Source organism: Rhodococcus sp. BL-253-APC-6A1W (assembly GCF_012843405.1).
Classification (GTDB): domain Bacteria; phylum Actinomycetota; class Actinomycetes; order Mycobacteriales; family Mycobacteriaceae; genus Rhodococcus.
Genome location: NZ_JABAFB010000005.1, coordinates 238,093 through 263,450 on the forward strand (window position 1 = coordinate 238,093; position 25,358 = coordinate 263,450).

23 protein-coding genes are annotated in these 25,358 nt (G+C 68.0%); 13 read left to right on the plus strand and 10 right to left on the minus strand.

Annotated elements, in window-relative coordinates; all coding sequences use genetic code 11:
* The first annotated feature begins 152 nt into the window (after nt 1-152).
* The 5 genes from HF877_RS09570 to HF877_RS09590 all read left to right on the plus strand — a co-directional run bounded on the left by HF877_RS09570 (nt 153) and on the right by HF877_RS09590 (nt 7,333).
* The gene (locus HF877_RS09570; RefSeq protein WP_169620919.1) at nt 153-4,217 is read left to right on the plus strand and encodes a bifunctional nitrate reductase/sulfite reductase flavoprotein subunit alpha; all 4,065 of its coding nucleotides are present in this window, start codon (nt 153-155) and stop codon (nt 4,215-4,217) included.
* Nucleotides 4,218-4,282: 65 nt separating this feature from the next.
* On the plus strand, nt 4,283-4,687 hold the full coding sequence (locus HF877_RS09575) for a TOBE domain-containing protein (protein ID WP_169620920.1): 405 nt from the start codon (nt 4,283-4,285) through the stop codon (nt 4,685-4,687).
* 41 nt (nt 4,688-4,728) lie between these two features.
* Nucleotides 4,729-5,463, plus strand: a complete 735-nt coding sequence (gene modA, locus HF877_RS09580; protein WP_240952242.1) for a molybdate ABC transporter substrate-binding protein — start codon at nt 4,729-4,731, stop codon at nt 5,461-5,463.
* Nucleotides 5,460-6,257 (plus strand): ABC transporter permease, encoded by a 798-nt coding sequence (locus HF877_RS09585; protein WP_169620922.1) that lies wholly within the window; start codon nt 5,460-5,462, stop codon nt 6,255-6,257. The genes modA and HF877_RS09585 overlap by 4 nt, the downstream gene beginning before the upstream one ends.
* Nucleotides 6,254-7,333 (plus strand): ABC transporter ATP-binding protein, encoded by a 1,080-nt coding sequence (locus HF877_RS09590; RefSeq protein WP_169620923.1) that lies wholly within the window; start codon nt 6,254-6,256, stop codon nt 7,331-7,333. The genes HF877_RS09585 and HF877_RS09590 overlap by 4 nt, the downstream gene beginning before the upstream one ends.
* Here the strand turns inward: HF877_RS09590 and HF877_RS09595 are convergent, their stop codons facing one another.
* Nucleotides 7,334-8,614: an MFS transporter gene (locus tag HF877_RS09595; protein WP_169620924.1), complete on the minus strand. Its 1,281-nt coding sequence runs from the start codon at nt 8,612-8,614 to the stop codon at nt 7,334-7,336.
* A gap of 143 nt (nt 8,615-8,757) precedes the next feature.
* Between HF877_RS09595 and HF877_RS09600 the strand changes: the two genes are divergently transcribed.
* Entirely contained in the window at nt 8,758-9,426 is a 669-nt protein-coding gene (locus HF877_RS09600; RefSeq protein ID WP_169621080.1) for a TetR/AcrR family transcriptional regulator, read from the plus strand.
* A gap of 13 nt (nt 9,427-9,439) precedes the next feature.
* The gene (locus HF877_RS09605; RefSeq protein WP_206036880.1) at nt 9,440-10,057 is read left to right on the plus strand and encodes a YqgE/AlgH family protein; all 618 of its coding nucleotides are present in this window, start codon (nt 9,440-9,442) and stop codon (nt 10,055-10,057) included.
* Nucleotides 10,058-10,064: 7 nt separating this feature from the next.
* Here the strand turns inward: HF877_RS09605 and HF877_RS09610 are convergent, their stop codons facing one another.
* Together HF877_RS09610 and HF877_RS09615 are read right to left on the minus strand one after the other, a co-directional pair.
* Nucleotides 10,065-11,072: a DUF1648 domain-containing protein gene (locus tag HF877_RS09610; RefSeq protein WP_169621081.1), complete on the minus strand. Its 1,008-nt coding sequence runs from the start codon at nt 11,070-11,072 to the stop codon at nt 10,065-10,067.
* Between the two features lie 79 nt (nt 11,073-11,151).
* Complete coding sequence (locus tag HF877_RS09615) at nt 11,152-11,556, minus strand: SdpI family protein (protein WP_169620926.1); 405 nt, start codon at nt 11,554-11,556, stop codon at nt 11,152-11,154.
* A 104-nt stretch (nt 11,557-11,660) separates the two neighbouring features.
* On the opposite strand from HF877_RS09615, the gene leuS reads away from it, so the two are divergent.
* A complete protein-coding gene (gene leuS, locus HF877_RS09620; RefSeq protein ID WP_169620927.1) occupies nt 11,661-14,543 on the plus strand; it encodes a leucine--tRNA ligase in 2,883 nt (960 codons plus the stop codon).
* A gap of 62 nt (nt 14,544-14,605) precedes the next feature.
* Here leuS and HF877_RS09625 read toward each other — a convergent pair whose 3' ends face one another.
* From HF877_RS09625 to HF877_RS09635, 3 genes are all read right to left on the minus strand, one after another.
* Nucleotides 14,606-15,280, minus strand: coding sequence for an IF2 family translation initiation factor (locus tag HF877_RS09625; RefSeq protein WP_169620928.1), 675 nt, complete (start codon nt 15,278-15,280; stop codon nt 14,606-14,608).
* An 88-nt stretch (nt 15,281-15,368) separates the two neighbouring features.
* On the minus strand, nt 15,369-15,932 hold the full coding sequence (locus tag HF877_RS09630) for a CsbD family protein (protein ID WP_206036881.1): 564 nt from the start codon (nt 15,930-15,932) through the stop codon (nt 15,369-15,371).
* Nucleotides 15,933-16,032: 100 nt separating this feature from the next.
* Complete coding sequence (locus HF877_RS09635; RefSeq protein ID WP_169620930.1) at nt 16,033-16,857, minus strand: alpha/beta hydrolase; 825 nt, start codon at nt 16,855-16,857, stop codon at nt 16,033-16,035.
* A gap of 152 nt (nt 16,858-17,009) precedes the next feature.
* On the opposite strand from HF877_RS09635, the gene HF877_RS09640 reads away from it, so the two are divergent.
* From HF877_RS09640 to HF877_RS09650, 3 genes are read left to right on the plus strand one after another with little or no spacing between them, the layout of a single operon-like run.
* The gene (locus tag HF877_RS09640) at nt 17,010-17,393 is read left to right on the plus strand and encodes a nuclear transport factor 2 family protein (RefSeq protein WP_169620931.1); all 384 of its coding nucleotides are present in this window, start codon (nt 17,010-17,012) and stop codon (nt 17,391-17,393) included.
* Nucleotides 17,393-18,373: an alpha/beta hydrolase gene (locus HF877_RS09645; protein WP_169620932.1), complete on the plus strand. Its 981-nt coding sequence runs from the start codon at nt 17,393-17,395 to the stop codon at nt 18,371-18,373. The genes HF877_RS09640 and HF877_RS09645 overlap by 1 nt, the downstream gene beginning before the upstream one ends.
* A gap of 36 nt (nt 18,374-18,409) precedes the next feature.
* A complete protein-coding gene (locus HF877_RS09650) occupies nt 18,410-19,468 on the plus strand; it encodes a DUF6777 domain-containing protein (RefSeq protein ID WP_169620933.1) in 1,059 nt (352 codons plus the stop codon).
* Nucleotides 19,469-19,495: 27 nt separating this feature from the next.
* On the opposite strand, the gene HF877_RS09655 is transcribed toward HF877_RS09650, so the two are convergent.
* Both HF877_RS09655 and HF877_RS09660 read right to left on the minus strand, forming a co-directional pair.
* Nucleotides 19,496-20,167: an SDR family oxidoreductase gene (locus HF877_RS09655; RefSeq protein WP_169620934.1), complete on the minus strand. Its 672-nt coding sequence runs from the start codon at nt 20,165-20,167 to the stop codon at nt 19,496-19,498.
* Nucleotides 20,168-20,224: 57 nt separating this feature from the next.
* On the minus strand, nt 20,225-20,830 hold the full coding sequence (locus HF877_RS09660) for a YdcF family protein (protein WP_240952249.1): 606 nt from the start codon (nt 20,828-20,830) through the stop codon (nt 20,225-20,227).
* Nucleotides 20,831-20,914: 84 nt separating this feature from the next.
* Here HF877_RS09660 and HF877_RS09665 point away from each other — a divergent pair, with 84 nt between their 5' ends.
* Nucleotides 20,915-21,925 (plus strand): PHP domain-containing protein, encoded by a 1,011-nt coding sequence (locus HF877_RS09665; protein WP_169620936.1) that lies wholly within the window; start codon nt 20,915-20,917, stop codon nt 21,923-21,925.
* 7 nt (nt 21,926-21,932) lie between these two features.
* Complete coding sequence (locus tag HF877_RS09670; RefSeq protein WP_169620937.1) at nt 21,933-23,366, plus strand: NAD(P)/FAD-dependent oxidoreductase; 1,434 nt, start codon at nt 21,933-21,935, stop codon at nt 23,364-23,366.
* Between the two features lie 16 nt (nt 23,367-23,382).
* Here HF877_RS09670 and HF877_RS09675 read toward each other — a convergent pair whose 3' ends face one another.
* Entirely contained in the window at nt 23,383-24,408 is a 1,026-nt protein-coding gene (locus HF877_RS09675; protein ID WP_169620938.1) for a pirin family protein, read from the minus strand.
* Nucleotides 24,405-25,343 (minus strand): fused MFS/spermidine synthase, encoded by a 939-nt coding sequence (locus HF877_RS09680; protein ID WP_169620939.1) that lies wholly within the window; start codon nt 25,341-25,343, stop codon nt 24,405-24,407. The genes HF877_RS09675 and HF877_RS09680 overlap by 4 nt, the downstream gene beginning before the upstream one ends.
* Between the last annotated feature and the right edge of the window lie 15 nt (nt 25,344-25,358).

Consider the following 25,358-nt stretch of genomic DNA (forward strand, 5'->3'; position numbering starts at 1 on the left):
CGTCACCCGTGAGCCAGATGTCACAGCGTGCTCATCCCATGTGACGCGTCCGAAACACCGAGTCCGCAGCATGGAAGTCGTCGTATCGGCGACGGCAACGGCGTGCCCCTCGGTTCACTGCCGGCGGACGCGGTGCCGGGTAGGAGATTCGGATGCGGGATGACATCACGACGGTGAAGACCGCGTGCTCCTACTGCGGTGTCGGGTGCGGCATGGTGCTCGACGTCGCCACCGATCCCGATACCGGTGCCCGCAGGGTGGTCAAGGCGTACGGCGACAAGGAGCACCCCACCAATCGGGGGCGCCTGTGCACCAAGGGTGCGACAAGCGCGGAGATGCTGGCTGCGGCGGGCCGTCTCGAGACCGCGTACGTGCGTGACCGCCGCGGCGGCGCTCCTTCGCCGGTGCCGGTGGACGCGGCCGTCGCCGACACCGCACGCCGTCTCACGGAGATCATCGGAACCCACGGACCCGATGCGGTGGCGTTCTACGTCTCCGGACAGATGTCGCTCGAGGCGCAATACCTCGCGAACAAGCTCGCCAAGGGATTCGTGCGCACGAGCCGGATCGAATCGAACTCGCGGCTGTGCATGGCCTCTGCGGGCACCGGCTACAAGCAGTCGCTCGGTTCGGACGGGCCACCCGGCTCGTACGAGGACTTCGAGCACGCCGATCTGTTCTTCGTCTCGGGTTCGAACATGGCCGACTGTCACCCCATCCTCTTCCTGCGGATGATGGAACGTGTCCGAGCCGGGGCCAAGCTCGTCGTCGTCGATCCTCGGCGCACCGCCACCGCGGACAAAGCGGACCTGTTCCTGCAGATCGCGCCGGGTACCGACCTCGCACTGCTCAACGGCCTGCTCCACCTGATCGTCGAGAACGGGCACGTCGATCGTGACTTCGTCGAGGAGTACACCGAGGGCTGGGAAGCGATGGAGGAGTTCCTCGCCGAGTACCCGCCCGCTCTCGTCGCCGGCATCACCGGCCTCGAGGAAGCCGACATCCGCACGGCTGCACGATGGATCGGCGAGGCCGGCGAGTGGATGAGTTGCTGGACGATGGGGCTCAACCAGAGCACCCACGGCACCTGGAACACCAACGCGATCTGCAATCTCCATCTCGCCACGGGAGCGATCTGCCGCACCGGAAGCGGCCCGTTCTCGCTGACCGGTCAGCCCAACGCGATGGGTGGTCGCGAGATGGGGTACATGGGTCCCGGCCTGCCGGGCCAGCGCAGCGTGTTGTCCGGCGACGACCGGGTGTTCGTCGAGGAGCAGTGGGCGCTACCTCCCGGCACGCTGCGCGCCGAAGCAGGCACCGGCACCGTCGACATGTTCCGGGAAATGGCACAAGGAACGATCAAGGCGTGCTGGATCATCTGCACCAACCCGGTGGCCTCGGTCGCGAACCGGGCGACCGTTCTCGAGGGTCTCGAGAACGCGGAACTCGTCATCGCCCAGGACGTGTTCCTCGAGACCGAAACGAATGCATACGCCGACATCCTCCTTCCGGGTGCCCTGTGGGCGGAGTCCGACTACGTGACAGTGGGATCCGACCGCACTCTGAACCTGTTGCAACAGGCCGTCGAACCGGTCGGAGAGGCACTGCCCGACTGGCAGATCATCGCGCGTGTCGCCTGTGAGATGGGGTTCGGTGACGCGTTCACCTACTCGTGCGCGGAGGAGATCTTCGACGAGATCACGCAGTTCTGGAATCCGCAGACGGGGTACGACCTGCGCGGCGTGACATACGACAGGCTGCGGCACGGCCCGGTGCAATGGCCGTGTGGCCCCGGCCGCACCGACGATCGCAGTCCGGTCCGGTATCTCAACGACGGAGACAGCCGGACGCTGGTGGTCCGCGACGACGGATCCGTACCGGAACTGGCCTTCGCGACACCGGACGGACGAGCCCGGTTCTTCCCCCGTCCGCATCTGCCCACAGCCGAACTGCCCGACGACGACTACCCGTTCGTTTTCAATACCGGTCGCGTACAACACCAATGGCACACGCTCACCAAGACGGGCAAGATCGCCAAGCTCGGAAAACTCGACCCCGGACCGTTCGTGGAGATCAGTCCCGAGGATGCCGCGCGGTTGTCGATCGTCGACGGTGACGCGGTGGACATCGCATCGCGGCGGGGGCGCGCCGTCCTTCCGGCGGTGGTGACCGATCGGGTGATGCCGGGAAACTGTTTCGCCCCGTTCCACTGGAACGACCTGTTCGGGAACGATCGCGCGATCAACGTCGTGACCAACGACGCCGTCGATTCCGCGTCGCTCCAGCCAGAATTCAAGTTCTGCGCGGTCGCCGTGACGAAAGTCGCGGCAGCACCTGTATCCCCTTCCCTGCCCGCCGACGATTCGGTCGTCGGACGGCTCGCGGAGACGCTCGGAGTCGGCGGTATCCCCGCTCCCCTGTTCGGCGACGACGAGAAACGCTATCTCGCAGGTCTTCTCGCCGGTCTGCGGTCGTCCGATGTCACCGCCGCGCCGTCGCTGCCGGCTTCGGCGCCGTTTCCTCCCGCGACCCGGGCGTGGCTCGACGGACTGTTCGCGGGGATGTACTCGCAGAGCGCTGCGATCGACGCCGGCTCCGATGCCGCGGCCGGGGACCGGAACCCGGAACCGCCGGTCGTGGTGGCGTGGGCGTCGCAGACGGGGAATGCCGAAGGATTCGCGCACACCTGCGCCGAGCGTCTTCGTGCCGCGGGACGTGAGGCCACCGCGGTCGGGATGGGGACGCTGACCGTCGCGGATCTCGTGCAGATACCGGAATTGCTGGTGGTGACAAGTACGTTCGGTGACGGCGACGCGCCGGACAACGCTTCGGCGTTCTGGAAGAGCTTGAACGGTGCAGACGCACCGTCGCTCGCCGGTACCCGCTATGCGGTACTGGCTTTCGGCGACTCCAGTTACGACGACTTCTGCGGGTACGGACGCAAGGTGGACGACCGGCTGGCCGATCTCGGAGCGACCCGGATGGTTCCACGCGTGGACTGTGAACCGGATTTCGAGGACCGCGCGAACGAATGGGTGTGCTCGGTCCAGAATCTGGTGGCCGGTGACGCGCCCGCGCAACCTGTCCCGCCGCGGGCATCCGTGTACAGCCGCAAGTCCCCGCTCGTCACCCGCCTGACACGCAACATCGCACTCAGTGGAGCCGGATCGTCGAAGGATGTGCGGCAGTTCGGATTCGAGCTGTTCGACCCGGAATTCGAATATTGTGCGGGAGATGCCCTCGGGGTGATGCCGACCAACTGCCCCGAGGCCGTCGAAGAATGGATGCAGGTCACCGCGCTCGACGCGGAGGCGCCCGTCGAAAGCGTCGATCGTCCCACCGTCCCTCTCCGGGAGGCCGCGGCTCGGTACCTCGACATCACCAGGACCACTCCCGAATTGCTGCGCTTCGTGCAACGCCAGAGCGGGAGTCCGGAACTCGCCAAGCTGCTGCGACCCGGAAACAAGATGGAATTGCAGCGGTGGCTGTGGGGGCGGCAGGCGATGGATGTCATCGCCGAATACCCGTTCAAGGCACCGCTCGACGAGTGGCTCGGTGTGCTCACGCGGCTTCAGCCACGCAGCTACTCGATCTCGTCGAGTCCGAAGTCCAACCCGCGGGAGGTGCAGCTCACCGTGTCGGTGGTGCGATACGGCTTCGAGGGCCGCGACCGGGCCGGCGTGTGCTCGGGCTTCCTCGCCGACCACAGCAAGGGCGTCGACATCCCCATCTTCGTGCAGCGGAATCCGCACTTCCGGCCACCACCCGGCGATACTCCGATGATCATGGTCGGGCCGGGAACGGGGATCGCGCCGTTTCGGGCCTTCCTCCACGACCGCCGCGAATCCGGGCACACCGGTCGCAGTTGGCTCTTCTTCGGCGACCAGCGGTCGGACACCGACTACCTGTACCGCGACGAGATCGAGAAGATGCACGCCGACGGGTTCCTCACCAAGCTGGACCTCGCGTTCTCGCGTGACCAGCGACAGAAGGTGTACGTGCAGGACCGCATGCGTGAGCAGGGCGCCCAGCTCTGGAGATGGCTGGAGGACGGCGCTCATTTCGCCGTCTGCGGGGACGCCGGGCGCATGGCGAAAGATGTCGACGCGATGCTCCGCGAGGTGGTGCAGACCCACGGCCGGCTCGACCAGGAGGCGGCAGCGGCATACGTCGATCGTTTGAGTGCTGAGAAGCGGTACGTGCGCGACGTCTACTGAGAAGGTTGATACAACCGCATCTGCGGACGTATCGTCCAGTTCGTGACTTGTGTGCGGAACATATCGTGACGACTTTCCGTATCCGCGACGCCGCACGCCTGCTCGGTGTCAGCGACGACACCGTGCGGCGCTGGATCGACCAGGGCGCCCTTCGTGCGAGCAAGGACGACACCGGCCGCAAAGTGGTCGACGGCAGCGAACTCGCGGCGTTCTCGCGGGCCCAAGCCGACGCGGCACCGGATCTGCTCGGCGTCGGGAGTTCCGCCCGCAACAAATTCGTCGGTCTCGTCACCCGGGTCGTCTCGGACCCGGTGATGTCGCAGGTCGAGATGCAGTGCGGGCAGCATCGGGTCGTATCTCTCATGAGCACCGAAGCGGTGCGGGAACTCGGCCTCGAACCGGGCAGCGTCGCGGTCGCGGTCGTCAAAGCGACAACCGTCATCATCGAAACACCCGGAGGGTCCTCGTGAGGCGCGTGCGCGCAGGATGGATCCTGGTGGCGTCCGTGGCACTGGCTTCGGTCGCCTGCGGTTCGGAACAGAGTGATCGGAATCCGTCGGGTGACGGTGTGACGGGCACTGTCACGGTGTTCGCGGCAGCGTCGCTCAGGGACACGTTCACCGAGATCGGCACCGCGTTCGAGCAAGTGCACGACGACGCCGCCGTGGTGTTCAACTTCGCAGGGTCGTCGGACCTCGCCGGCCAACTGGCGCAGGGCGCACCCGCCGACGTGTTCGCGTCCGCCGATACCGTCACGATGTCCCGCGTCGTGGACGAGGGTCTCGTCGCCGGTGATCCGGTGCCCTTCGCGGCCAACACGCTCACGATTGTCACCGAGCCGGGGAATCCGAAGGGCATCACCTCGTTCGACGACCTCGGCCGCGACGGCGTGTCGGCGGTCGTCTGCGCACCCCAGGTGCCGTGCGGCGCCGCCACCGTGCGCGCCGAGGAGGCGACCGGAACCGAACTGTCGCCGGTCAGCGAGGAATCCTCCGTCGCCGACGTGCTCGCCAAGGTCACCTCGGGACAGGCCGACGCCGGACTGGTCTACGTCACCGATGCGCGCGCCGCGGGCGACGCCGTCACCGTCGTGGCGTTTCCCGAGTCCGGGGACTCCGTCAACTCCTATCCGATCGCCGTACTCGAAGATTCCCGGAATCCGGACGCCGCCCGCGCGTTCGTCGATTTCGTCGCCGGACCCGAAGGACTGGAGATTCTCGGGGAAGCCGGGTTCGCCGGTCCATGACGGCGGCCCGCACCCCGACCGGTCTGCCGGCGTGGATCTATCTTCCGGCGATCGCCGGCGGCCTGTTCGTGGTGCTGCCGTTGGTCTCGATCGTGCTCTCCGTCGACTGGCACCGCTTCCCGGAACTGGTCACGTCCGAGGCATCGATGCAGGCGCTCGCGCTCAGTGTGCGGACCGCGTTCACCAGCACCGTGCTGTGCATCGTATGCGGTGTGCCCATGGCTGCCGTGCTCGCACGCAGCACGTCCCGCGTGATGCCGGTGCTCCGTTCACTGGTCCTGCTGCCGCTCGTGCTGCCACCCGTGGTGGGTGGGATCGCGCTGCTGTACACCTTCGGCAGACGCGGCCTCATCGGTGAGCACCTCGAGGCGTTCGGGATCCGGATCGCGTTCTCCACCACCGCTGTCGTGCTGGCACAGACCTTCGTGGCGTTGCCGTTCCTGGTGATGAGTCTCGAGGGAGCGTTGCGTACCGCGGGCCGACGGTACGAGGCGGTGGCGTCGACGCTGGGCGCCCGGCCCACTACGGTCTTCCGCAGGGTCACCCTGCCGTTGGTGCTGCCGGGACTCGTCTCCGGTGCGATCCTGGCGTTCGCGCGGGCGCTCGGGGAATTCGGCGCGACTCTCACTTTCGCGGGCAGCCTCCAGGGCGTCACCCGCACCCTCCCTCTCGAGATCTATCTGCAGCGGGAAACCGATCCCGATGCCGCCGTGGCGTTGTCGCTGCTCCTGGTCGTCGTGGCAGTGCTCATCGTGGTGGCCGCACGCGGACGCCGGGCAGGTGGCGACTGGTGAGCGAACTGCACGTGCACGCACGGGTGGACGCACGGTCCGTCGACTTCGACCTGGACGTGGCATCGGGCAGCGTGGTCGCGATCCTCGGTCCCAACGGTGCCGGGAAATCGACGCTGCTGAACCTGATTGCAGGACTGGTTCTTCCGGACGAAGGCCGGATCGAGCTCGGTGGCCGGATCCTCACCGACACGTCGGCGGGTGTCGCGGTGCCGCCCCATCGCCGGTCGGTTGCCCTGCTGGCACAACAGGCTTTGCTGTTCCCGCACCTGACCGCTGCGGGCAACGTAGCCTTCGCACCGCGCAGTGCCGGAATGAGCCGCCGCGCCGCGCATACCGAGGCGTTGCGCTGGCTCGACGCCGTCGACGCTGTGGCGTTCGCCGACCGCAAACCGCACCGTTTGTCGGGCGGGCAGGCTCAGCGGGTCGCGATCGCCCGCGCTCTCGCTGCCGACCCGCAGTTGCTCCTGCTGGACGAACCCATGGCCGCGCTGGATGTCGCTGCGGCGCCGGCGATCAGGTCACTGCTGCGCCGGATACTGCGTGAGGACCGGCGCACGGCGCTCGTGGTCACACACGACCCCCTCGACGCCCTGGCCCTCGCCGACCGCGTCGTGGTGGTCGAATCGGGACGTGTCGTGGAACACGGCGCGGTGCGGGACGTCCTCACCCGGCCACGGAGCGCTTTCGCCGCACAGATCGCCGGGATGAACCTGATCGCCGGCACGGTGACAGCGGATGGCGTGGAGACGGAGGTCGGTGCCGTGCACGGCGTCGTCGACGAGGAGTGCGTACCGGGAGATGTGGCCGCGGCCGTCTTCTCCCCCGCCGCGGTCGCGGTGTACGTGGACGAGCCACACGGGAGTCCCCGCAATGCGTTCGAGGTGACCGTCACCGAAGTCGAGGCCCGGGGCTCGACGGTGCTGGTGCGCACCGGAGTCGCCGGTCTGGCGGCCGAAGTGACGCCCGCCGCGGTTGCGGATCTCGGTCTCGAGCCGGGCTCGGCCGTGTGGTTCGTCGTCAAGGCCATGGAGATTCGCGTTCATCGCGCCGCGCTTCCGGCCCTGCGGGGGTCGTGACTAGGTCCGCGACCGCCCGAGTGCGAGAACGCCGGCCAGGGCGAGCACGTAGATCAGCCCGCCGGCCAGGGCAAGTCCCGGGCTGCGCCCGTCCGGCGCGATCAGGAAGGCCGACGCGGCGATCGCGGCAAGGAACGCCAGGTTGAACACGGTGTCCTGCAACGCGAATACCTGCCCGCGACGCGCGTCGTCGATCTCGATCTGCATGGCGGCGTCGCCCGTCAGCTTGATGGTCTGTCCCGCGACCCCGAGGAGGAAAGCGGCGATCAGCAACGATCCCGTCGTCAAGGAGGTGACGAACGCGAACTGCACGACCGCGGCGGCGAGCAATCCGGCGGTGACCGCACGAGGTCGCCCGAGCCGTGGGAGGAGGAACGGTGTGAGGGCGGCGGCGAGGAGCATTCCCGCCGCCGTGCAGGCCACCGCGGCACCGAATCCGGCGAGCCCACCGGGTAGGTCCGACGGGTTGTCGGCGTTTCGCAGGACGAGAAGCGTGATGAGTGTGTTCAGGCCGAACACGATGCGGTGCGCCCCGATACCGAGCAGCGCGGCAGCGACTCCGGGATTCTCGGCGACCGCGCCCGCGCCGGTTCGCAGGCCGGCGAGTACCGCGCTCGCGGGCGAACGGAGTCGTGCACCGTCGGGTCCGAGCGCGTTGCGGGGGAACCCTGCCGCTGCGGCGGCGCCGACGATCGATCCGGTCACGCCGACCGCCACCGCGATGCCGGAAGCCGTGTCCCCCGCACCGACGACACCGATCGTCGCGACCGCGACGGCGGCACCCACTGCGGCGACCACCGAACCCGCGGTCGCCAGAACGGAATTGACCGGGACGAGCCATGACTGCCTCGTCACGTGGGGAAGTGATGCCGAGACTCCGGCGAGAACGAATCTGCTCACCCCCACGGCGGCAAGTGCCAGCAGCATCAGGGGCAGTTGTGGCCCGCCGACGAGGAGTACCGCCGCCGCGGACGCGACGAGAACTCCGCGTACCGCGTTGGCCCATACCAGGACGAGACGGCGATCCCAGCGGTCGAGCAAGGCTCCGGCGAACGGTCCGATCACCGAATAGGGCAGCAGAAGCACCGCGAACCCTACGGCGATGTCCACCGGATTCGTGTGACGTTCGGGGTTGAAGAGGATGGCTCCGCCGAGGGCGGCCTGGAACAGACCGTCCCCGAACTGCCCGGCGAACCGGACGGCTGTCAGTCGCGCGAGTCCCGGGGAATGCCGTAGCGCCGTCGCGGTCGATCGCCACGCCTGTTTCTGGGAGTCCCGCACACACGCGACCCTATCGATCGCGACTTTGCGCGGATGTCCCGCCCGGCGCGGCAGGGAGCAGCGCTCACATTTGTTTGCGGTGCTTCCGGTAGGGCAGGCTGGGCGACGTGACAACACCCCGCGCCCGGGCTCGTGCCCGCACGATGGCGGACATCGTGGCCATCGGCCGTGAGCATCTCGCCGCCGGTGGCGCCGAGGCCCTGTCGTTGCGGGCGGTCGCCCGCGATCTCGGGGTGGTCTCCTCGGCCGTCTACCGGTACGTCGCAAGCCGCGACGAACTTCTGACCCTGCTGGTGATCGATGCCTACGACGAACTCGGCGATGCCGTCGACGCAGCCGTCGATGCCGTGGATGCCGCCGACCACCGGGCACGCTTCTTCGCGTTGGGCCGGGCGGTGCGAGCCTGGGCGCGTGCCGAGCCGGCCCGGTACGGCCTGATCTTCGGTACCCCTGTGCCCGGCTATCACGCACCCGCCGAGCGGACCACCCAGCCGGGGACCCGCGTCGTTCTGACTCTGGTACGCATCCTGGTCGAGGCCCACCGGGCCGCGGCGCTGGACGAGGCGACGGAAGTCCCCACAACCGCCGGGCTCGTCGGTGATCTCGATCGCATCCGTGCCGAGATTTCCGCAGACCTGCCGGACGACGTTCTGGCGCGCGGTCTGTTCGTGTGGCCGGCGCTGTTCGGGGCGGTGAGTTTCGAAGTGTTCGGCCAGTACGGCACGGACACCTTCACGGACCCGGAGTCGTTGTTCGACCACCACCTCGCGTTGCTCGCGCGGACAGCCGGGTTCCGGCCGACATCGCGGTGACGCCGGTGACAGAATGTCTCTCGTGGCGCAGCACCAGGAGGAACCCGAGGACCGCACCGCACCTGTGACTCCGAAGGTGCGGCCCGGAAGTCTCCTCGTCTCCGCCACCGACCTCACCGAACCGACTTTCCGCCGCAGCGTCGTCTACGTCGTGGAGCACACCGACGCGGGCAGTTTCGGCGTCGTCCTCAACCGCATCAGCAATACCTCGGTCGACGCGATGCTGCCACGGTGGACGCGGCTCGCGGCGGCGCCGAAGGCGTTGTTCGTCGGCGGCCCGGTTCACCGGAGTTCGGCATTGTGTCTGGGCACGGTCCCGGTCGGAATGTCCGTCGACGGTGTGCCCGGTATCCGACGGGTCGACGGGCGCGTCGTGATGATCGATCTCGATTCGGATCCGGCCGTCATCGCCCGGCACGTCGAAGCCGTGCGGATCTTTGCCGGGTACGCGGGATGGAGCGGGGGTCAACTCGACGGGGAGCTGCGCAACGACGACTGGATGGTGGTCTCCGCGCTCCCCTACGACATCTTCACTCCCGCGCACGTCGACCTCTGGGCGCGGGTCCTGCGCCGTCAGCCGCTCCCGCTCGCGCTGCTCGCGACGCATCCGATCGAGATCGAGCGGAACTGACCGACCGTCAGGTGGACGGTTCCGTCAACCCGGTGGGGTCGGTGGATACTGCGGCGCCGCGTCGATCCGCGAGGGTGTTGAGTGCCCCGGCCAGCTCATCGGCGCGTGCCGAGGTGACCGTGAAGACGTGGCCCGACGCCGTTGACACCGCCACAGCCGGTCCGGTGGTGGTGACGAGGCCGTATCTGCCGCGCCCCTTCACCCGCAAACCCCAGCCGCCCCAGTCCTGGAAGGGCCGGGTCTCGGTGACCTCGGCCCCGACGATCTCGTCGAGGTCGTAGACCACCGCATCCGTCGCGAGGTTGCGCACCCGGATGCCCTTCTCGTCCACGATCACGGTGAAGCGCAGCAGGCTCACGGCGAGGACGGCGACCGGAACGACGACCGCCGTCGGCCACCAGCTGTCCGTGGCTGCGCACACGAGGACGGTGGGCACGAGGATCGAGCCGAGCAGGACGACGGTGGCACCGGCGCCGATACCGACTCGGTCCACCAGGGGTGATGATTCGACCGGTCCGCGGGGCAGATCGGGTGCGGGCGGCCGTGATGCGGGTGTGCGTTCGCGTCCGTCGCGCAGCAGGGCCGCACCGAGCCATCCGACTGCGACACCCGCGACCGTGCCGACCGCGATCGACCAGGTGGGAAATGCTGTCTGTGTCGCGTCCGCGACGTCGAGCTGGGCGCCGAGCACGGCGACGAATGTCGCGACCATCACCCCGGTGACCCCGAGACCGATGACGAGCATGTAGCGCCGCATCAGCAGCAACGACCGGGCGAGCGCCGCGATCGCACAGCAACCGCCCCCGACCATCACGACGAGCAGCGCCATCGTCCACGCCGACGAGCCGACCGGTCCGAAGCCGTCCGGGCGCGATCCGGTCCAGTGCGTTGCCACCTCGGCCGGTAGCCGTGGCTCCCAGAGACGGGCGAGAACGACGATCGAGGCGGCGGCGAGTACCGGAACCACGATGCCGAAGACAACACCGACAGGATCGATCACGCGGGTCTGCGACACGGCCTCACTCTGCGACACGGCCTCACAGTAGAGGCTCGGAGCCGTTCTGCGTTGCCGGCGACGCCGGCGCCGGGATCTGTCAGGCGCTCGGCTCGCACGCCCCGCGCAGGCTGCACGCACCGCAGGACGAGCCGCATCCCTCGGATTCCGTGGGCTTCGTCGCCGCCGCGACCCGCGCACCGACCGCACCACCGGCACCGGCGGTGACGAGCGCCGCCCCGACGGTGACGACGATCGCGATGATCGCCGCGACGGTCGGCAGGGTCAGGCAGGCGATACCGCCCACGGCGAGTAGGACGGCAGCCCCGAGCATGCTGGGGGCGGCAACCTTGTTGGCCAGCGCGAACGTGGTGTCGTCGCGAAGAGAGTCGGGGGTGCGCACTCCGGCCCAGCGGTTACGCGGCAACTTCCCGGCCAGCGCTGCGACACCGACCGCTCCGACGACGAGAGCGAGCAGGAAGAGCAGAAGGGCGACGATCAGCACTCGGTCAGGATACGCGTCGGCCGAAGGCGCCGGTGAGGTCGGGTTCGGGCACGTTCTACCCTGGTAGGAGCCCACAAACGCCGGCCGAGTAGATAGCGATCACCGTGACCCGTCCCGATCAGACCTCCGCACAGCCGCACGCTGCCGCACAGCAGCAGTCGTCCGACGCCACCCCGAAGCATCGGTATACCGCCGAACTCGCGGGGCAGATCGAGCAGCGCTGGCAGGAGCTGTGGCGCGAGCGCGGCACCTTCCACGCCGCCAATCCCGTCGGCGCGCTCGCCGGCGATGTGCCGGCCGACAAGCTGTTCGTGCAGGACATGTTCCCCTATCCGTCGGGTGCGGGCCTGCACGTCGGCCACCCGCTCGGCTACATCGCGACGGACGTCTACGCGCGTTATCACCGCATGCAGGGCCGCAACGTGCTGCACACACTCGGCTACGACGCCTTCGGGCTGCCGGCGGAGCAGTACGCCGTCCAGACGGGGACCCATCCCCGCACGACCACCCAGGCGAACATCGCCAACATGCAGCGCCAGCTCGGGCGCCTCGGACTCGGGCACGACGAGCGTCGCTCCATCGCGACCACGGACGTGGAGTTCTACCACTGGACGCAGTGGATCTTCCTCACCATCTACAACGCGTGGTACGACCGGTCGGCAGGGAAGGCCCGCCGGATCTCCGAACTCGAGGCGGAACTGGACGCGGGTGTCCGCTCCCTCGAGGACGGCCGTGACTGGTCGACCCTGTCGGATGCCGAGAAGCAGTCCGCTCTCGACGGCTACCGCCTCGTGTACCGCTCGGATTCGCTGGTCAACTGGTGCCCCGGCCTGGGCACGGTGCTCGCCAACGAGGAGGTCACCGCGGACGGCCGTTCCGAACGCGGGAACTTCCCGGTGTTCCGGAAGAACCTCCAGCAGTGGATGATGCGCATCACGGCGTACTCCGACCGGCTCATCGACGATCTCGAATACCTGGACTGGCCCGAGAAGGTCAAGTCGATGCAGCGCAACTGGATCGGGCGCAGCCACGGCGCACAGGTGAAGTTCGGTGTGGCCGGGCATGATTCGGATATCGAGGTCTTCACGACCCGGCCCGACACGCTGTTCGGTGCCACCTACGTCACTCTCGCACCCGAGCATCCGCTGGTCGACGAGATCGTCGCCGCATCCTGGCCGGAGGGTGTCGATGCCCGCTGGACCGGTGGCGCCGCGTCCCCAGGTGACGCCGTCGCCGCGTACCGCGCGTCGATCGCGGCCAAGTCCGATCTCGAGCGGCAGGAGAGCAAGGAGAAGACCGGCGTCTTCGTCGGCGCCTACGCGGTCAACCCCGTCAACGGGGAGAAGCTGCCGGTCTTCATCGCGGACTACGTCCTGACCGGGTACGGCACCGGAGCGATCATGGCGGTGCCGGGCCACGACCAGCGTGACTGGGAATTCGCGACCGCCTTCGGGCTGCCGATCCGCGAGGTCATCACCGGTGGCGACATCTCGGAGGCGGCATACACCGGCGACGGTGTGCTCGTGAACTCCGACTACCTCGACGGTCTGGCGGTGCCGGACGCGAAGAAGACGATCATCGCGAAGCTCGAGGAGTCCGGGGCGGGAGTCGGAACCGTCCAGTACAAGCTGCGCGACTGGCTCTTCGCGCGCCAGCGCTACTGGGGCGAACCGTTCCCCATCGTCTACGACGCACAGGGCGAGGCTCACGCGATCCCCGAATCAATGCTGCCCGTGGAGCTTCCGGAGGTCGAGGATTACGCTCCCGTCTCGTTCGATCCCGACGACGCCGACTCGGCCCCCTCGCCTCCGCTCGCGAAGGCCACGGACTGGGTGAACGTCGAACTCGACCTCGGCGACGGTCTGCAGCGCTACACCCGCGACACCAATGTGATGCCGCAGTGGGCAGGCAGCTCGTGGTACCAGCTGCGCTACATCGACCCGCTCAACAACGAGGAGTTCTGCGCCAAGGAGAACGAGCAGTACTGGACCGGGCCGCGCCCGGATCTGTACGGGCCGAACGATCCCGGCGGCGTCGATCTGTACGTCGGCGGCGTCGAGCACGCGGTGCTGCACCTGCTGTACGCGCGTTTCTGGCACAAGGTGCTGTTCGACCTCGGATACGTGACCTCGTCCGAGCCGTACCGGCGCCTGTTCAACCAGGGATACATCCAGGCGTACGCCTACACCGACGCGCGCGGTGTCTACGTCCCGGCCGAGGACGTCGTCGAACGCGACGGAAAGTTCTTCTGGACGGGTCCCGACGGCGAGCAGGAAGTCGCCCGCGAGTACGGAAAGATGGGCAAGTCGCTCAAGAACTCCGTTGCGCCCGACCAGATCTGCCACGACTACGGTGCCGACACGCTCCGCGTCTACGAGATGTCGATGGGCCCGCTGGACCAGTCGCGTCCGTGGGCGACCAAGGACGTCGTGGGTGCGTCCCGCTTCCTGCAGCGTGCCTGGCGACTGGTGGTCGACGAGGAGACGGGCGATGTGCGGGTCACGGACGAGACGCCCGGCGACGAGACCCTGCGTGCGCTCAACAAGGCCGTTGCCGGGGTGACGGACGACTACGCACACCTGCGTGACAACACCGCGATCGCCAAGCTGATCGAGTACACCAACCACCTGACCAAGCAGTACCCGGCGGGTGCGCCGCGCAGTGCGGTCGAACCCCTCGTGCTCATGCTCGCTCCGGTGGCGCCGCACCTCGCCGAGGAACTGTGGTCCCGGCTCGGACACACGGAATCGCTTGCGCACGGGCCCTTCCCGACCGCAGACGAGAAGTGGCTCGTCGAGGACTCCGTCGAGTACCCGATCCAGGTCAACGGGAAGGTGCGCAGTCGCATCACGGTGCCCGCCGATGCGAAGCCGGATGCGATCGAAGCCGCCGCGCTGGCGGACGAGAAGATCGTCGAGATGCTCGGCGGCGCCGCGCCCCGGAAAGTGATTGTCGTACCGGGCAAGATGGTCAACGTCGTGAAGTAGACGTGTTCACGTAGACATGTGCCCGGCAGCTCGCACGAGCTGCCGGGCACTGTCGGTTTCTGCTACTTGGACTGCCTCGAAGCCGAACGCCGCGAGGATTTCTCCGCGTCGGCGAGGTTCCCCACCTTCTTGGCGTCCTGCTCGGCCTTCTTCGACTCGAGTTTCTTGGCGACGGCATCCTCGAGCGCGATCTTGGCCGGTTCGGATGCCTGCTTCTCGGCCTCCCGAACGGCCGTCTGCTGCTTCCGCTTCGCCGCTTCGGCGGTTTGCTGCTGCTTCTCGGCCTGCTTCGTGGCCTGCGCGGTCTGCGCTGCCTTCTTCTGCGCGGCTTCCTGTGCGGCCTGCTTCTCGCGCTCGTCGCGCTGGGCTCGCGCCTGCTCCACGTCGCGTTCGCGTTTCCGTCGCGCCTCCTCGCGCTCGTCCGCCGCGCGTTCGTGCGCGCGCCGCAGTTCCTCGTCTGCAGCCCGCTTTTCGTCGGCCGCCTGCCGGTCGAGTTCTTCGGCGCGGATCACGGCCTGCGCGCGTTCGTTGGCCAGCGCCCCGCGTGTGGCGATGTCCTCGTCTCCCACCACACTGCCGACAATGCCGTCGAGCATGCCGAGGCCGCGCTCGTACATCAGTCGCGGTGCCGCGTCGGACGGGAGGAACCGCAACTGCTGTTCGATCACGCCCAGAGGGAATCGGGCGATGCGATATTGCAGTCGCAGAACGCTTTTGGGTAAGGCGGTCAGATTCATGGGCACATCTCCAGTCTCCGGTTCTGTGGGCCGTACGAAGTCGGGGTCTCGTCGAACACGGTTCGCGGGGTCGCCGCTGACGCCCGCGTCAGCGGTCGTGCTCGTCCAGCGCTTGTCCGAGAGCCTCGGCCCGGCGGCGTTCCTGTTCCGCTTCGAGGCGTGCGCGCTCGGCGTCGGTGACGGCTTCTCCGTGTTCCGCGTGGGCGTCGCCCACGTCTGCGGCAACGTCGGCTGCCTCCGCGTTCTCCCCAGCCCGGGCACGCTGTTCGGCGAGGGCCGCGTCGCGCGTCGCCTGGGCTTTCTCGCGCGCCACCTGCTCTTGCTGCTCGCGTTCGGCCTCGTGCTTCCGCATCTCGGCTTCCTGGTGCGCACGGGTCTCTGTGGCGTCGGCTCGGCGTTCCGCCGCCGCACGTTCCTGGCGGCCGGCCTCGTGCACAGCCTCGAGATGGTCGGTGGCCTGCTTGGCTTCGGCGTCCGCCAGCTGTGCGGACGTGTCCGCTTCCTTGCGCTTGCGTGCCTCCTCCTGCTCGAGGCGGCCTTCGGCGGTCAGGGAGTCGTTGCGGGTGAGCGCTCCGGCTACTTCCTTGAACTTGCCGACCACGGATTTCCTCAACCCTTCACGGGCTTTGTGCGATGCATCCTCTTCGGCCACGGGAACTCCTTCCGATGGGTCCACGAGAAAGTGGCTTTCGGCGGGATAACCGCGAATGGCACGCTTCAATCCTGAACCGACCGGAGAATTCCCGGTGTCGTCACCCGCCCGTGCGGGCTTCCCCCAGGTGGCTGCGCACGAAATCGAGCACGTCACCGAGAACCTCGTCCCGGTTGGTCTCGTTGAAGATCTCGTGTCGCGCGCCGGGGTACACCTTCGACGACGACGTGCTGCCGGCGAAGGTGGACCAGCCGCTCGCGGTTCCGTCGAGCGGCACGAGGCGGTCGTCTTCTCCGTGCAGCCACAGCACGGGCACGGTCTCGACCGGGCCGGCCGCCGTGACGAGGTCCAGACACGCCTTCAGGGCTTGCACGGTGACCCGCTGGAACGGTCCGTGCCACACGAGAGGATCGTCGATGTACGCGCGTCCCACCTCCGGATCGCGCGAGAGTGTCTCGGGATCGATAGGAGTATCAGGGATCTCGTCCGCCGCCAGCAGCGTGTCGACCACCGGCCACGTACCGAGAACCGGCCCGGAGAGAACGACGGCGGCGAGTTCGTCTCCGAATCGCTGCGCGTACCGTGCGGCGATCATGCCGCCCATCGAGTGTCCGATCAGGGCGACGGGAAGCCCCGGGTGGTCGCGCCGGGCGGTGAGATCGAGGCGGCGGAAATCGTCCACCACGAGCTCGAAATCGGGCACGAAGACGCGCTCGCCGTCGCTGAGTCCGTGACCGGCATGGTCGACGGCGTACACCGCGGCGCCGTCGTCGACGAGTCGCGCGGCCACATGGTCGTAGCGGCCGGCGTGTTCCCCGTAGCCGTGGCACAACAACGCGATGTATCGGGGCGTCGCCGTCTCCCATTGCCTGGCCGCGAGCGTGCCGGCGTGTCCGTCGAGGGTGAAGGCGAGGGTCTCGGGCATCGTGCTCCTGGCGTCGCGGGTCGAACCGTCGGTGGTGGGGTAAGCATGGCACCACTGTGGCCCAGGACTGTGTGATCACAGCCTGGTCGGAATGCGCGTCGTGCTCTAGCCTCCAACGTGGAACACGTTCCAGAAATCGAGAGGGCTCACCCATGGCACCCACCCGTGACGCGATCCGCGCCACCGTCGAGAACTATGTCCGGTCGGTCGCGAAGGGAACGGTCGACGATGTGCTTGCGCTCTACGCGCCCGGCGCCACGGTCGAAGACCCGATCGGTACGCCCGTGCGCACCACCGAGGCCGAACTCCGCGAGTTCTACGGTGTGATCGAGCCGATGACGCAGACGGGCGAAGTACTCGAACTCAAGATCGCCGAGAACAACGCGGCGTTCCTCTTCCGGCTCGTCACCCACCTCGGCGAGCAGGATCTGGTCATGGAGGTCGTCGACGTCATGACGTTCGACGACGAGGCGCGAATCTCGAGCATGAAGGCGTACTGGAGCCAGGAGGACATGAAGACCGTTCCGGCGTCCTGATGGCGTCCCGCACCGTCGACGTCGACGGTTTCACGTGGAACATCGACGACAGCGGCGACGGCCCCGCCGTCGTCCTGTGCCACGGCTTCCCGGGTCTGGGCTACAGCTTCCGGCACCAGAGTGCCGCGCTTGCCGGAGCCGGATATCGGGCGATTGCGCCCGATATGCCGGGGTACGGCGGCACCGATCGTCCGGCCACCGTCGAGCAGTACACAGCCGTCGCGACCTCCGACCGTCTCGTCGGACTGCTCGACGCTCTCGGGATCGCCCGCGCGGTGTTCGTCGGCCACGACTTCGGTGCGCCCGCCGCGTGGACCACGGCGCTGCGTCATCCTTCTCGCGTCGCCGGTCTGGTCCTGCTGGCCGTGCCGTACGCGCCGGACAGGCTCCGTGCCCGTCCGACGGAGTTGTACCGCAAGATGGCACGACAGCATTTTCTGCACCTGCACTATTTCCAGGAACCCGGCGTCGCGGAAGCCGAACTCGATCCGCGGGCGCGAGAATTCCTGCAGCGGCTGTTCTTCGCTCTTTCCGGTGAGTACCGGTACCTCGACGTGTGGAATCACCCGTCCGAGGGGAACGGCTATCTCGACGTGCTCCCGCAGGCACCTGCCCTTCCGTGGGCGTGGCTCTCGGAGGAGGAACTCGACACGTACGCCGCGGTATTCGACCGCACCGGCTTCGGCGGCGGACTGTGCTGGTACCGGGCGTACGACGCGAACTGGCTCGCCTCGGCTCCTTACGAGGGCGCCGAGATCACGGTGCCGACGCTCTTCGTCGCGGGCGACCGGGATCCGGTCGTCACGATGTCCGGTCCTGGAGCGCTCGAGCGGATGAGCGCCGCTGTGCCCGACTTGCGGGGCATTCATCTTCTCCCCGGAGCCGGACATTTCGTGCAGATGGAACGGAAGGCGGAGGTGGACGCTCTGCTCCTCCGCTTCGTGTCCGACGTCGTCTCGCCCGCGGGAAGTGCCGAATAGCCATATCTCCGTACGCCATCGCCCTAACATGGCGACGTGGCCACCGACACAGTGCGTGGATTCGGGCTGGTGCTCGCGCTCACCGCGACGCTTGTGGCGGGCGCGTGCACATCGGGCGGTTCGGAGGAACCCCCGACCGTGCGACTCCAGGTGACGACGTCGCAAGGCGAATATCCGTGGACCGGCCGACTGCTCCCGGCGCAAGCGCCCGTGGCCGTACCCCCGCCCGCACGCGATGTCGTCGAGACGGCCGGCGACCCGGTGGCGGCGGACGGCGCGACGCCCGCGGTGTCGGGTGACCGGGCCGCTCTCTACGGCGGGAGCCTCGAACGAGATCTGTGTGACCGGAATGCACTGGTAGACACGCTCGAAGGTGACCGCTCCAAGGCAGACGCGTGGCGGGACGTCCTCGAAGTCCCCGACATCCGGGGGTATATCGCCAAGCTCACCCCGGTGCTGCTCCGCGCCGATACGCGCGTCACCCTCCACGAGTACGAGGACGGCGTGGCACGACCCGTCCAGTCCGTACTCGAGACGGGAACGATCGTGCTCGTCGACAACCGCGGAGTCCCCAAGGTCCGATGTGCCCGCGGAAATCCCCTGTCGTCGCCGGTGCTGACAGAAGGTGCCGAGCTCGAGGGCCGAAGCTGGTCCGGCCTGAATCCCGAACGGCTGTTCGTCGTTCAACCGGCGGCCCAGCCCATCGAGGAGTTCCGGGTCGTCGACATCATGACCGGTGGCCTCCTGCCCGTCCGGATCGGAGAAGGCAAGCAGGCGCCCGCGCCCCCTCCGCCACCGGAGGTCGCGCCGACGGAACCCGAACCGTCTCCGTCGCCCGAGCAGCGTGCACAGGAGCAGCGACCGCAGCCCGCTCCGGCACCCGAACCCGCACCGCCGGTGGCACCGCCACCCGCCCGGCCCCCGGTGTTCGTGCCGCCTCCGCCGCCGCCGGCACCCGAGCCGGCTCCACAGCCACCGCCGGCGCCTGCTCCGGCTCCGCCTCGTGCGCCGGCCCCGCCACCTCCGCCGCCGCCCCCTCAGATCCAGATTCCGATTCCCGGCGGACCCCCGGTCGTCATTCCGCTGCCCTTCTGAGTCCTGCGGCTCCGGGGCGCACCCGCGTCACCAGGGACGCAGAACGATCTCCGTGGGCTGCGCGTCGCGCGGGGTCTCGATCGCCTGCCGCACCGCCCGGGCCACCGTGCTCGGCTTCAAGAACTGCTCCGGGTCGTACTCCCGACCTTCGGTGGCGATGATCGCCCTTTGCATGTCGGTGTCGATCCGGCCGGGGTGGACCGAGGTGACGCGCAGCGACGGCTCCTCGAGCCGCAGCGCGTCGCCGAACGCGCGGAGCGCGAATTTGCTCGCCGCATACGCACCCCAGCCCGCATTCGCGCGGAGACCCGCTCCCGAATTGATGAGCACCACATGCCCGTTCGCTGCACGCAACGCAGGGAGCAGCAACCGGGTGAGCTCGACGACGGCGACGACATTGCTTTCGAACGTCTCGCGCCACTGACCGGCGTTCCCGTCGGCGATCGTTCCGAGTTCCGCGATTCCGGCGTTGTGTACAAGAACGTCGAGGTGCTCGATGCTCCCCGTGGATCGTGCAACGGCATCGTGGTCGAGGAGATCGACCGGCCACGCGGTGGCGGCCGGAAGTTCGGTGAGCACGGCGTCGAGGGAACCGCGACTGCGCCCACCGACCAGGAGATCGTGTGTGGGGGCGAGTTCACGGGCGATCGCGGCACCGAGGCCGCGGCCTCCGCCGGTGATGAGAGCTGTTGGACGCATGGGTCCACACTATGAGCCGCGCGGAGGGCATGGCGATCGCGGCAGGACACCGCCTGCTCAGCGCACCGCCAGGATGTCGGCGAGCCGGCCGTCGCGCGGCGTCGACACCACCGGGTCACGGGGGAACCGCAACTCCAGGAATGCCTTCGGTCGCGAGAGCAGATGCTCGCGGAGAAGATTCCGGACGCGGGTACGGGTTCGTACGTCCCCGCTCGCCCGGACACCCGTGATGTCGATGCCCGCCCGGCGGCACAGCGCGACGGCGCGGGGCAGATGAAACGACTGCGTCACGATCAGCGCGTGCCGGACTCCGTAGGTCTCCACCGCCCGGCGAGCGGTGTCGTAGGTGTCGAGGCCGTACGGATCGGTGACGATCTGCTCGCGGTCGACGCCGTGCGCAACGAGGTACCCCACCATTGCCGCGATCTCGTCGCCTGACGTACCCGCCGCGTCGCCCGACACCAGCACCGCCCGCACCCGGCCGCTGCGGACCAACTCGACGGCCGCGTCGAGCCGTCCTCGCAGGTACGTCATCGGCGCACCCGCACGCACCCGGGCGCCGGGCACGATCACCACGGGCGCAGGGGGTGCTTCGGCGATGTCCACCATCCGGCCCTGCGCCTGCGCGCTCACCTGTGACGACACCCAGGCGAACGCGGACATACCGCCCGCGACGGCGACGGCAAGAGCAATCGGACATTTCGGCATGGCCTCCACCGTACGGACCCGCGTTGCCACAATGGAGAGATGGATCCGGTCACAGCTCTTCGTGAGGTCGCGTTCTATCTCGAACGCGAGCACGCCGCCACCTACCGCGTCCAGGCCTTCCGGCACGCGGCCGACATCGTCGCCGGACTCGACGACGTGGCGCGGTCCTCGAGGCGACGCCGGGACAACTGGACGGAACTGCCCGGCATCGGTCCGAAGACCGCAGCGGTGATACGCGAGTCCTTCGACGGCGTTCCCGAGTATCTCGCCCGGCTGCGCGAGGAAGCCGAACCCATCGGGAGAGGCGGGCAAGAATTGCTCGCGGCGCTGCGCGGTGATCTGCACACCCACACGGACTGGTCGGACGGCGGCAGCTCGATCGACGAGATGCACCGCGCCGCGTCGTCGATGATCGGGCACGAGTACTACGCGCTCACCGACCACTCCCCCCGGCTCACGGTCGCGAACGGGCTCAGCGCCGAACGCCTTCTCACTCAGCTCGAGGTGGTCGCGGAGATCAACGAGAAGGGCGAGGGCGCACGGATACTCACGGGAATCGAGGTCGACATCCTCGACGACGGAACGCTCGACCAGGACGAGGGCCTGCTCGCGGAACTCGACGTGGTGGTGGCCAGCGTGCACTCCCACCTCCGTGCCGACCGTGACGTGATGACGAAGCGGATGCTCCGTGCTGTCGAAAACCCTCACGTCGATGTGCTGGGGCACTGCACGGGCAGGCTCGTCACGGGAGGTCGCGGGCAGCGTCCCGAATCGAAGTTCGACGCCGAGAAGGTGTTTGCGGCGTGCCGCGACCACCGCACCGCGGTGGAGATCAACTCCCGGCCGGAGCGCCGCGATCCCCCGTCACGCCTGATCGATCTCGCGCTGGCGACGGAGTGCCTGTTCTCCATCGACACCGACGCCCACGCACCCGGGCAACTCGCGTGGCTGGGCTACGGTTGTGAGCGCGCTGCCGAGCGGGGCGTCGAACCGGATCGGGTGATCAACACGTGGTCCGTCGACGACCTTCTCGCCTGGACCGAAGGGTAGGAACCCGGTGGAACACGTCGATGTGCTGGTCGTCGGTGCCGGTCTTTCCGGAATCGGTGCCGGATACCGCCTGCAGACGCGGTGCCCGGACCTCCGGTACGCAATTCTCGAGAGCCGCGACTCCCTCGGCGGAACCTGGGACCTGTTCCGGTACCCCGGAATCCGATCCGACAGCGATATGTACACGTTGGGTTACCCGTTCCGGCCGTGGCGAGGCGAGAAGTCGATCGCCGACGGTGCGGACATTCTGCAGTATGTACGCGACACTGCCGCCGAAAACGGAATCGATACTCGAATACGGTTCGGGCACAAGGTGACCGAGGCATCCTGGTCGTCGGAGCATGCGCGGTGGACGGTGCGTGCCCGGGTCGGAGACCGGACGGTCGAGATGTCGTGCTCGTTCCTGTACCTGTGCAGCGGCTATTACAGCTACGAGTCCGGGTACCTACCCGAGATTCCCGGGCTGGACGACTTCGCGGGGACGGTCGTCCATCCCCAGTTCTGGCCGGAGGATCTCGACTGGCACGGCAAGCGGATCGTGGTGATCGGTAGTGGCGCGACAGCGATGACCCTGGTGCCCGCGCTCGCGGAACGGGCCGAACACGTGACGATGTTGCAGCGCTCGCCGTCGTACGTCATGTCTCTTCCGGCGCAGGACGGGTGGGCCCGCCTCCTGCACCGTTACCTGCCCGGCGCCGTCGCCCACCGTGCGGTGCGGGCGAAGAACGTGGTGACCAATCTCGGTTTCTACCAGTTCTGCCGGCGGGCACCGTTTCTCGCGAAGCGCGTGCTGCGCACGCTGACCGCGCGCCGACTCCATGACAAGGCGCAGGTCGATCCTCACTTCACGCCGTCGTACGATCCGTGGGACCAGCGCCTGTGCGTGGTGCCGGACTCCGATCTGTTCGAGGCGCTGGGAACCGGCGCGGCAGAGGTCGTCACCGACCACATCGACACGGTCACCGAGAAGGGTGTCCGGTTGCGTTCGGGAACCGAACTCGACGCCGACATCCTGATCCCTGCCACCGGCCTTCGTCTGGTACCTGCCGGCGGGATCGCGATAGCCGTCGACGGCGAACCGGTCGATCTTTCCTCCACGGTCATCTATCGCGGCACCATGCTCGACGGCATCCCGAACGCCGCGTTGTGCATCGGTTACACGAATGCGTCCTGGACCCTCCGTGCCGACCTCACATCTTTGTACGTCTGCCGGGTGCTCGGATACATGCGCCGCAAGGGATACCGCATCGCCGTACCCTCGTACACCGGCGACGGGCAACGCAGACCGCTGCTCGGATTGAACTCGGGGTATATCCACCGCGCGGAAAACACGCTGCCCGGCCAGGGTTCCCGCAGCCCATGGCTCATGCGCCAGAACTACCTGCTCGATCTGCCCACCATGAGATGGGGCCGGGTCGACAGGTCCATGCAGTTCAGGTGATCCGCATTCTGCCCGGTCAGGGCGTCTCGACCCTGCCATCGGGGTAACGCGCGAAGCGCCCCGATTCCGCGGGATGCACCGGGCCGTCGGACTCCCACGGCCAGCCACCGAATCCGGTGCGCCGGTAGTCGTCGAAAGCCTTCCGGACGCCGTCTTCGTCGTTGAGCACGAACGGCCCGTACGACACGACGGGCTCACCGATCGGGCGACCCTGCATCATCAGGATCTGCGTCCCGTCGGGTCCGCCCCGGAGTACCACCGGTGCCGTGGCGTCGACCAGCGCACCGTGGCCGGATTCCACTGCGGTACCACCGATGGCGACCGGGGAACCGCTGTAGACGTACAGGACCCTGCGGGTGTCGGGGCCCGCGGCGGGCGGAAGTGTCCACTCCGATCCGGCAGAAAGGTCGATGTTCCAGATCGCGACGTCGGAGTCCGGCCGGGACGCCCACGACGCCGGCGGTGGCGGTGGAGGCGTCGCGTCACCGAGCGCACCCGCGAGGACGCGGACGTGCGTGGATCGACCCGATTCGTCGGTCGCGACGACGGTGGGCGTGACCTCGTTCCACAGCATCGCGAAGTGAGGTTCCGCGGTTTTCGACTCGCGGGGAAGGTTGAGCCAGATCTGGAACAACTCGAGGGGGTTGGGGCGGTCACGGTGCAGCAGGGGGAACATCTCGCTGTGCACCACGCCGTTGCCTGCCGTGAGCCACTGCGTATCGCCCTCACCGAAGCGCGCTGTGGCCCCCACGGAGTCGGAATGATCGATGATGCCGGTCCGGACGAACGTCACTGTCTCGAAACCGCGATGCGGGTGCTGCGGGAATCCGGGGACGGTCGTGCCGTGGTACATGTTCCAGCCCTCGGGATTGCCGAAGTCCTGACCGAGCGGACGACCGGTGAGCGGAGCGTCGGGACCGAGGTCGGGGTTGCCTGCCGGGTAGGCGTCGACGTGATGGGCGACGAACAGGAACGGATCGATCGTCTGCCAAGGGGAGCCCAGAGGGAAAACCTGCAATACGGGCGAGTCCACGGAAGTCATGATTCGTGCAACCCCTGCGTCTTCCCGTTTGTTCCGGCGTCCACCGGTGTGCCGGACTTCCGGACCGGGGCCTCACTGTCGTCGATCACGCGCGAACCGGCCGCGAACCGCCGTACCTGGGTGTCGTCCCACAAGTGGGCTGGGACCGCACCCCCGAGCAATTCCCTTGCCAGCGAAGGGGTATCGGACAGTGGCGTATCGCTTCCCGCGATGATGATGTTGCCGTACCTTCGGCCCTTGAGCATCGCGGGATCGGCGATCACAGCCAGGTGTTCGAACACGGACCCGATCGTGGCGGCTTCTCGCCGCGCGGTGGTCAGGTCGCGGGTGTCCCCGCAGTTGACGACGTAGATGCCGCCGGGCGAGAGCACCCGCCGCGCGTGACGCGTGAATTCGACCGTCGTCAGAGCAACAGGCGTCCGGTCGAAGGCGAACACGTCCCGCACCACGAGGTCCCTGCTGTCGTCCGAGAGGCCGGTCAGGACCGCACGGGCCTCCCCCACCCGGATGCGGAGCAGCGGTGCGCGCGGAAGATCGAACCACTCGCGTACCAGCTCGGCGAGCCGGCCGTCGATCTCCACGACCACCTGGCGCGCGTCGGGATACACGGCTGCGAAATACCTCGCCATCGTGCACGCGCCGCCACCGAGATGCAGCGCGCGCAGCCGGGTGCCGGTGGAGAATCTGCTCTCCACGAGCAGCGCGATCCAGCGCATGTACTCGAACTCGAGCAGGGTGGGATCGCTCAGGTCGATATGAGAACTCGGCACCCCGTTGACCTCGAGCACCCAGCCGTCGGGCAGATACCGGTCCTTGACCAGCTCACATGTACCGGTGTCGATGTCGTACAGACCCTCCACGGGTCCCTTCGCGGCATCTGTCGCTTTCACCCGGCGCGGCGTCGATGCAGCCCGGCCACCTCGCTGCCTGCCCATACTTCGAGCGTAGTC

Coding starts and splice junctions, on each gene's coding strand:
- HF877_RS09680 (WP_169620939.1), bottom strand. CDS start 25,343: ATGGGCAGGCAGCGAGGTGGCCGGGCTGCATCGACGCCGCGCCGGGTG.
- HF877_RS09625 (WP_169620928.1), bottom strand. CDS start 15,280: ATGAATCTGACCGCCTTACCCAAAAGCGTTCTGCGACTGCAATATCGC.
- HF877_RS09600 (WP_169621080.1), top strand. CDS start 8,758: ATGGCGGACATCGTGGCCATCGGCCGTGAGCATCTCGCCGCCGGTGGC.
- HF877_RS09570 (WP_169620919.1), top strand. CDS start 153: ATGCGGGATGACATCACGACGGTGAAGACCGCGTGCTCCTACTGCGGT.
- HF877_RS09585 (WP_169620922.1), top strand. CDS start 5,460: ATGACGGCGGCCCGCACCCCGACCGGTCTGCCGGCGTGGATCTATCTT.
- HF877_RS09645 (WP_169620932.1), top strand. CDS start 17,393: ATGGCGTCCCGCACCGTCGACGTCGACGGTTTCACGTGGAACATCGAC.
- HF877_RS09660 (WP_240952249.1), bottom strand. CDS start 20,830: ATGTCCGCGTTCGCCTGGGTGTCGTCACAGGTGAGCGCGCAGGCGCAG.
- HF877_RS09675 (WP_169620938.1), bottom strand. CDS start 24,408: ATGACTTCCGTGGACTCGCCCGTATTGCAGGTTTTCCCTCTGGGCTCC.
- HF877_RS09640 (WP_169620931.1), top strand. CDS start 17,010: ATGGCACCCACCCGTGACGCGATCCGCGCCACCGTCGAGAACTATGTC.
- HF877_RS09635 (WP_169620930.1), bottom strand. CDS start 16,857: ATGCCCGAGACCCTCGCCTTCACCCTCGACGGACACGCCGGCACGCTC.
- HF877_RS09665 (WP_169620936.1), top strand. CDS start 20,915: ATGGATCCGGTCACAGCTCTTCGTGAGGTCGCGTTCTATCTCGAACGC.
- HF877_RS09655 (WP_169620934.1), bottom strand. CDS start 20,167: ATGCGTCCAACAGCTCTCATCACCGGCGGAGGCCGCGGCCTCGGTGCC.
- HF877_RS09605 (WP_206036880.1), top strand. CDS start 9,440: ATGTCTCTCGTGGCGCAGCACCAGGAGGAACCCGAGGACCGCACCGCA.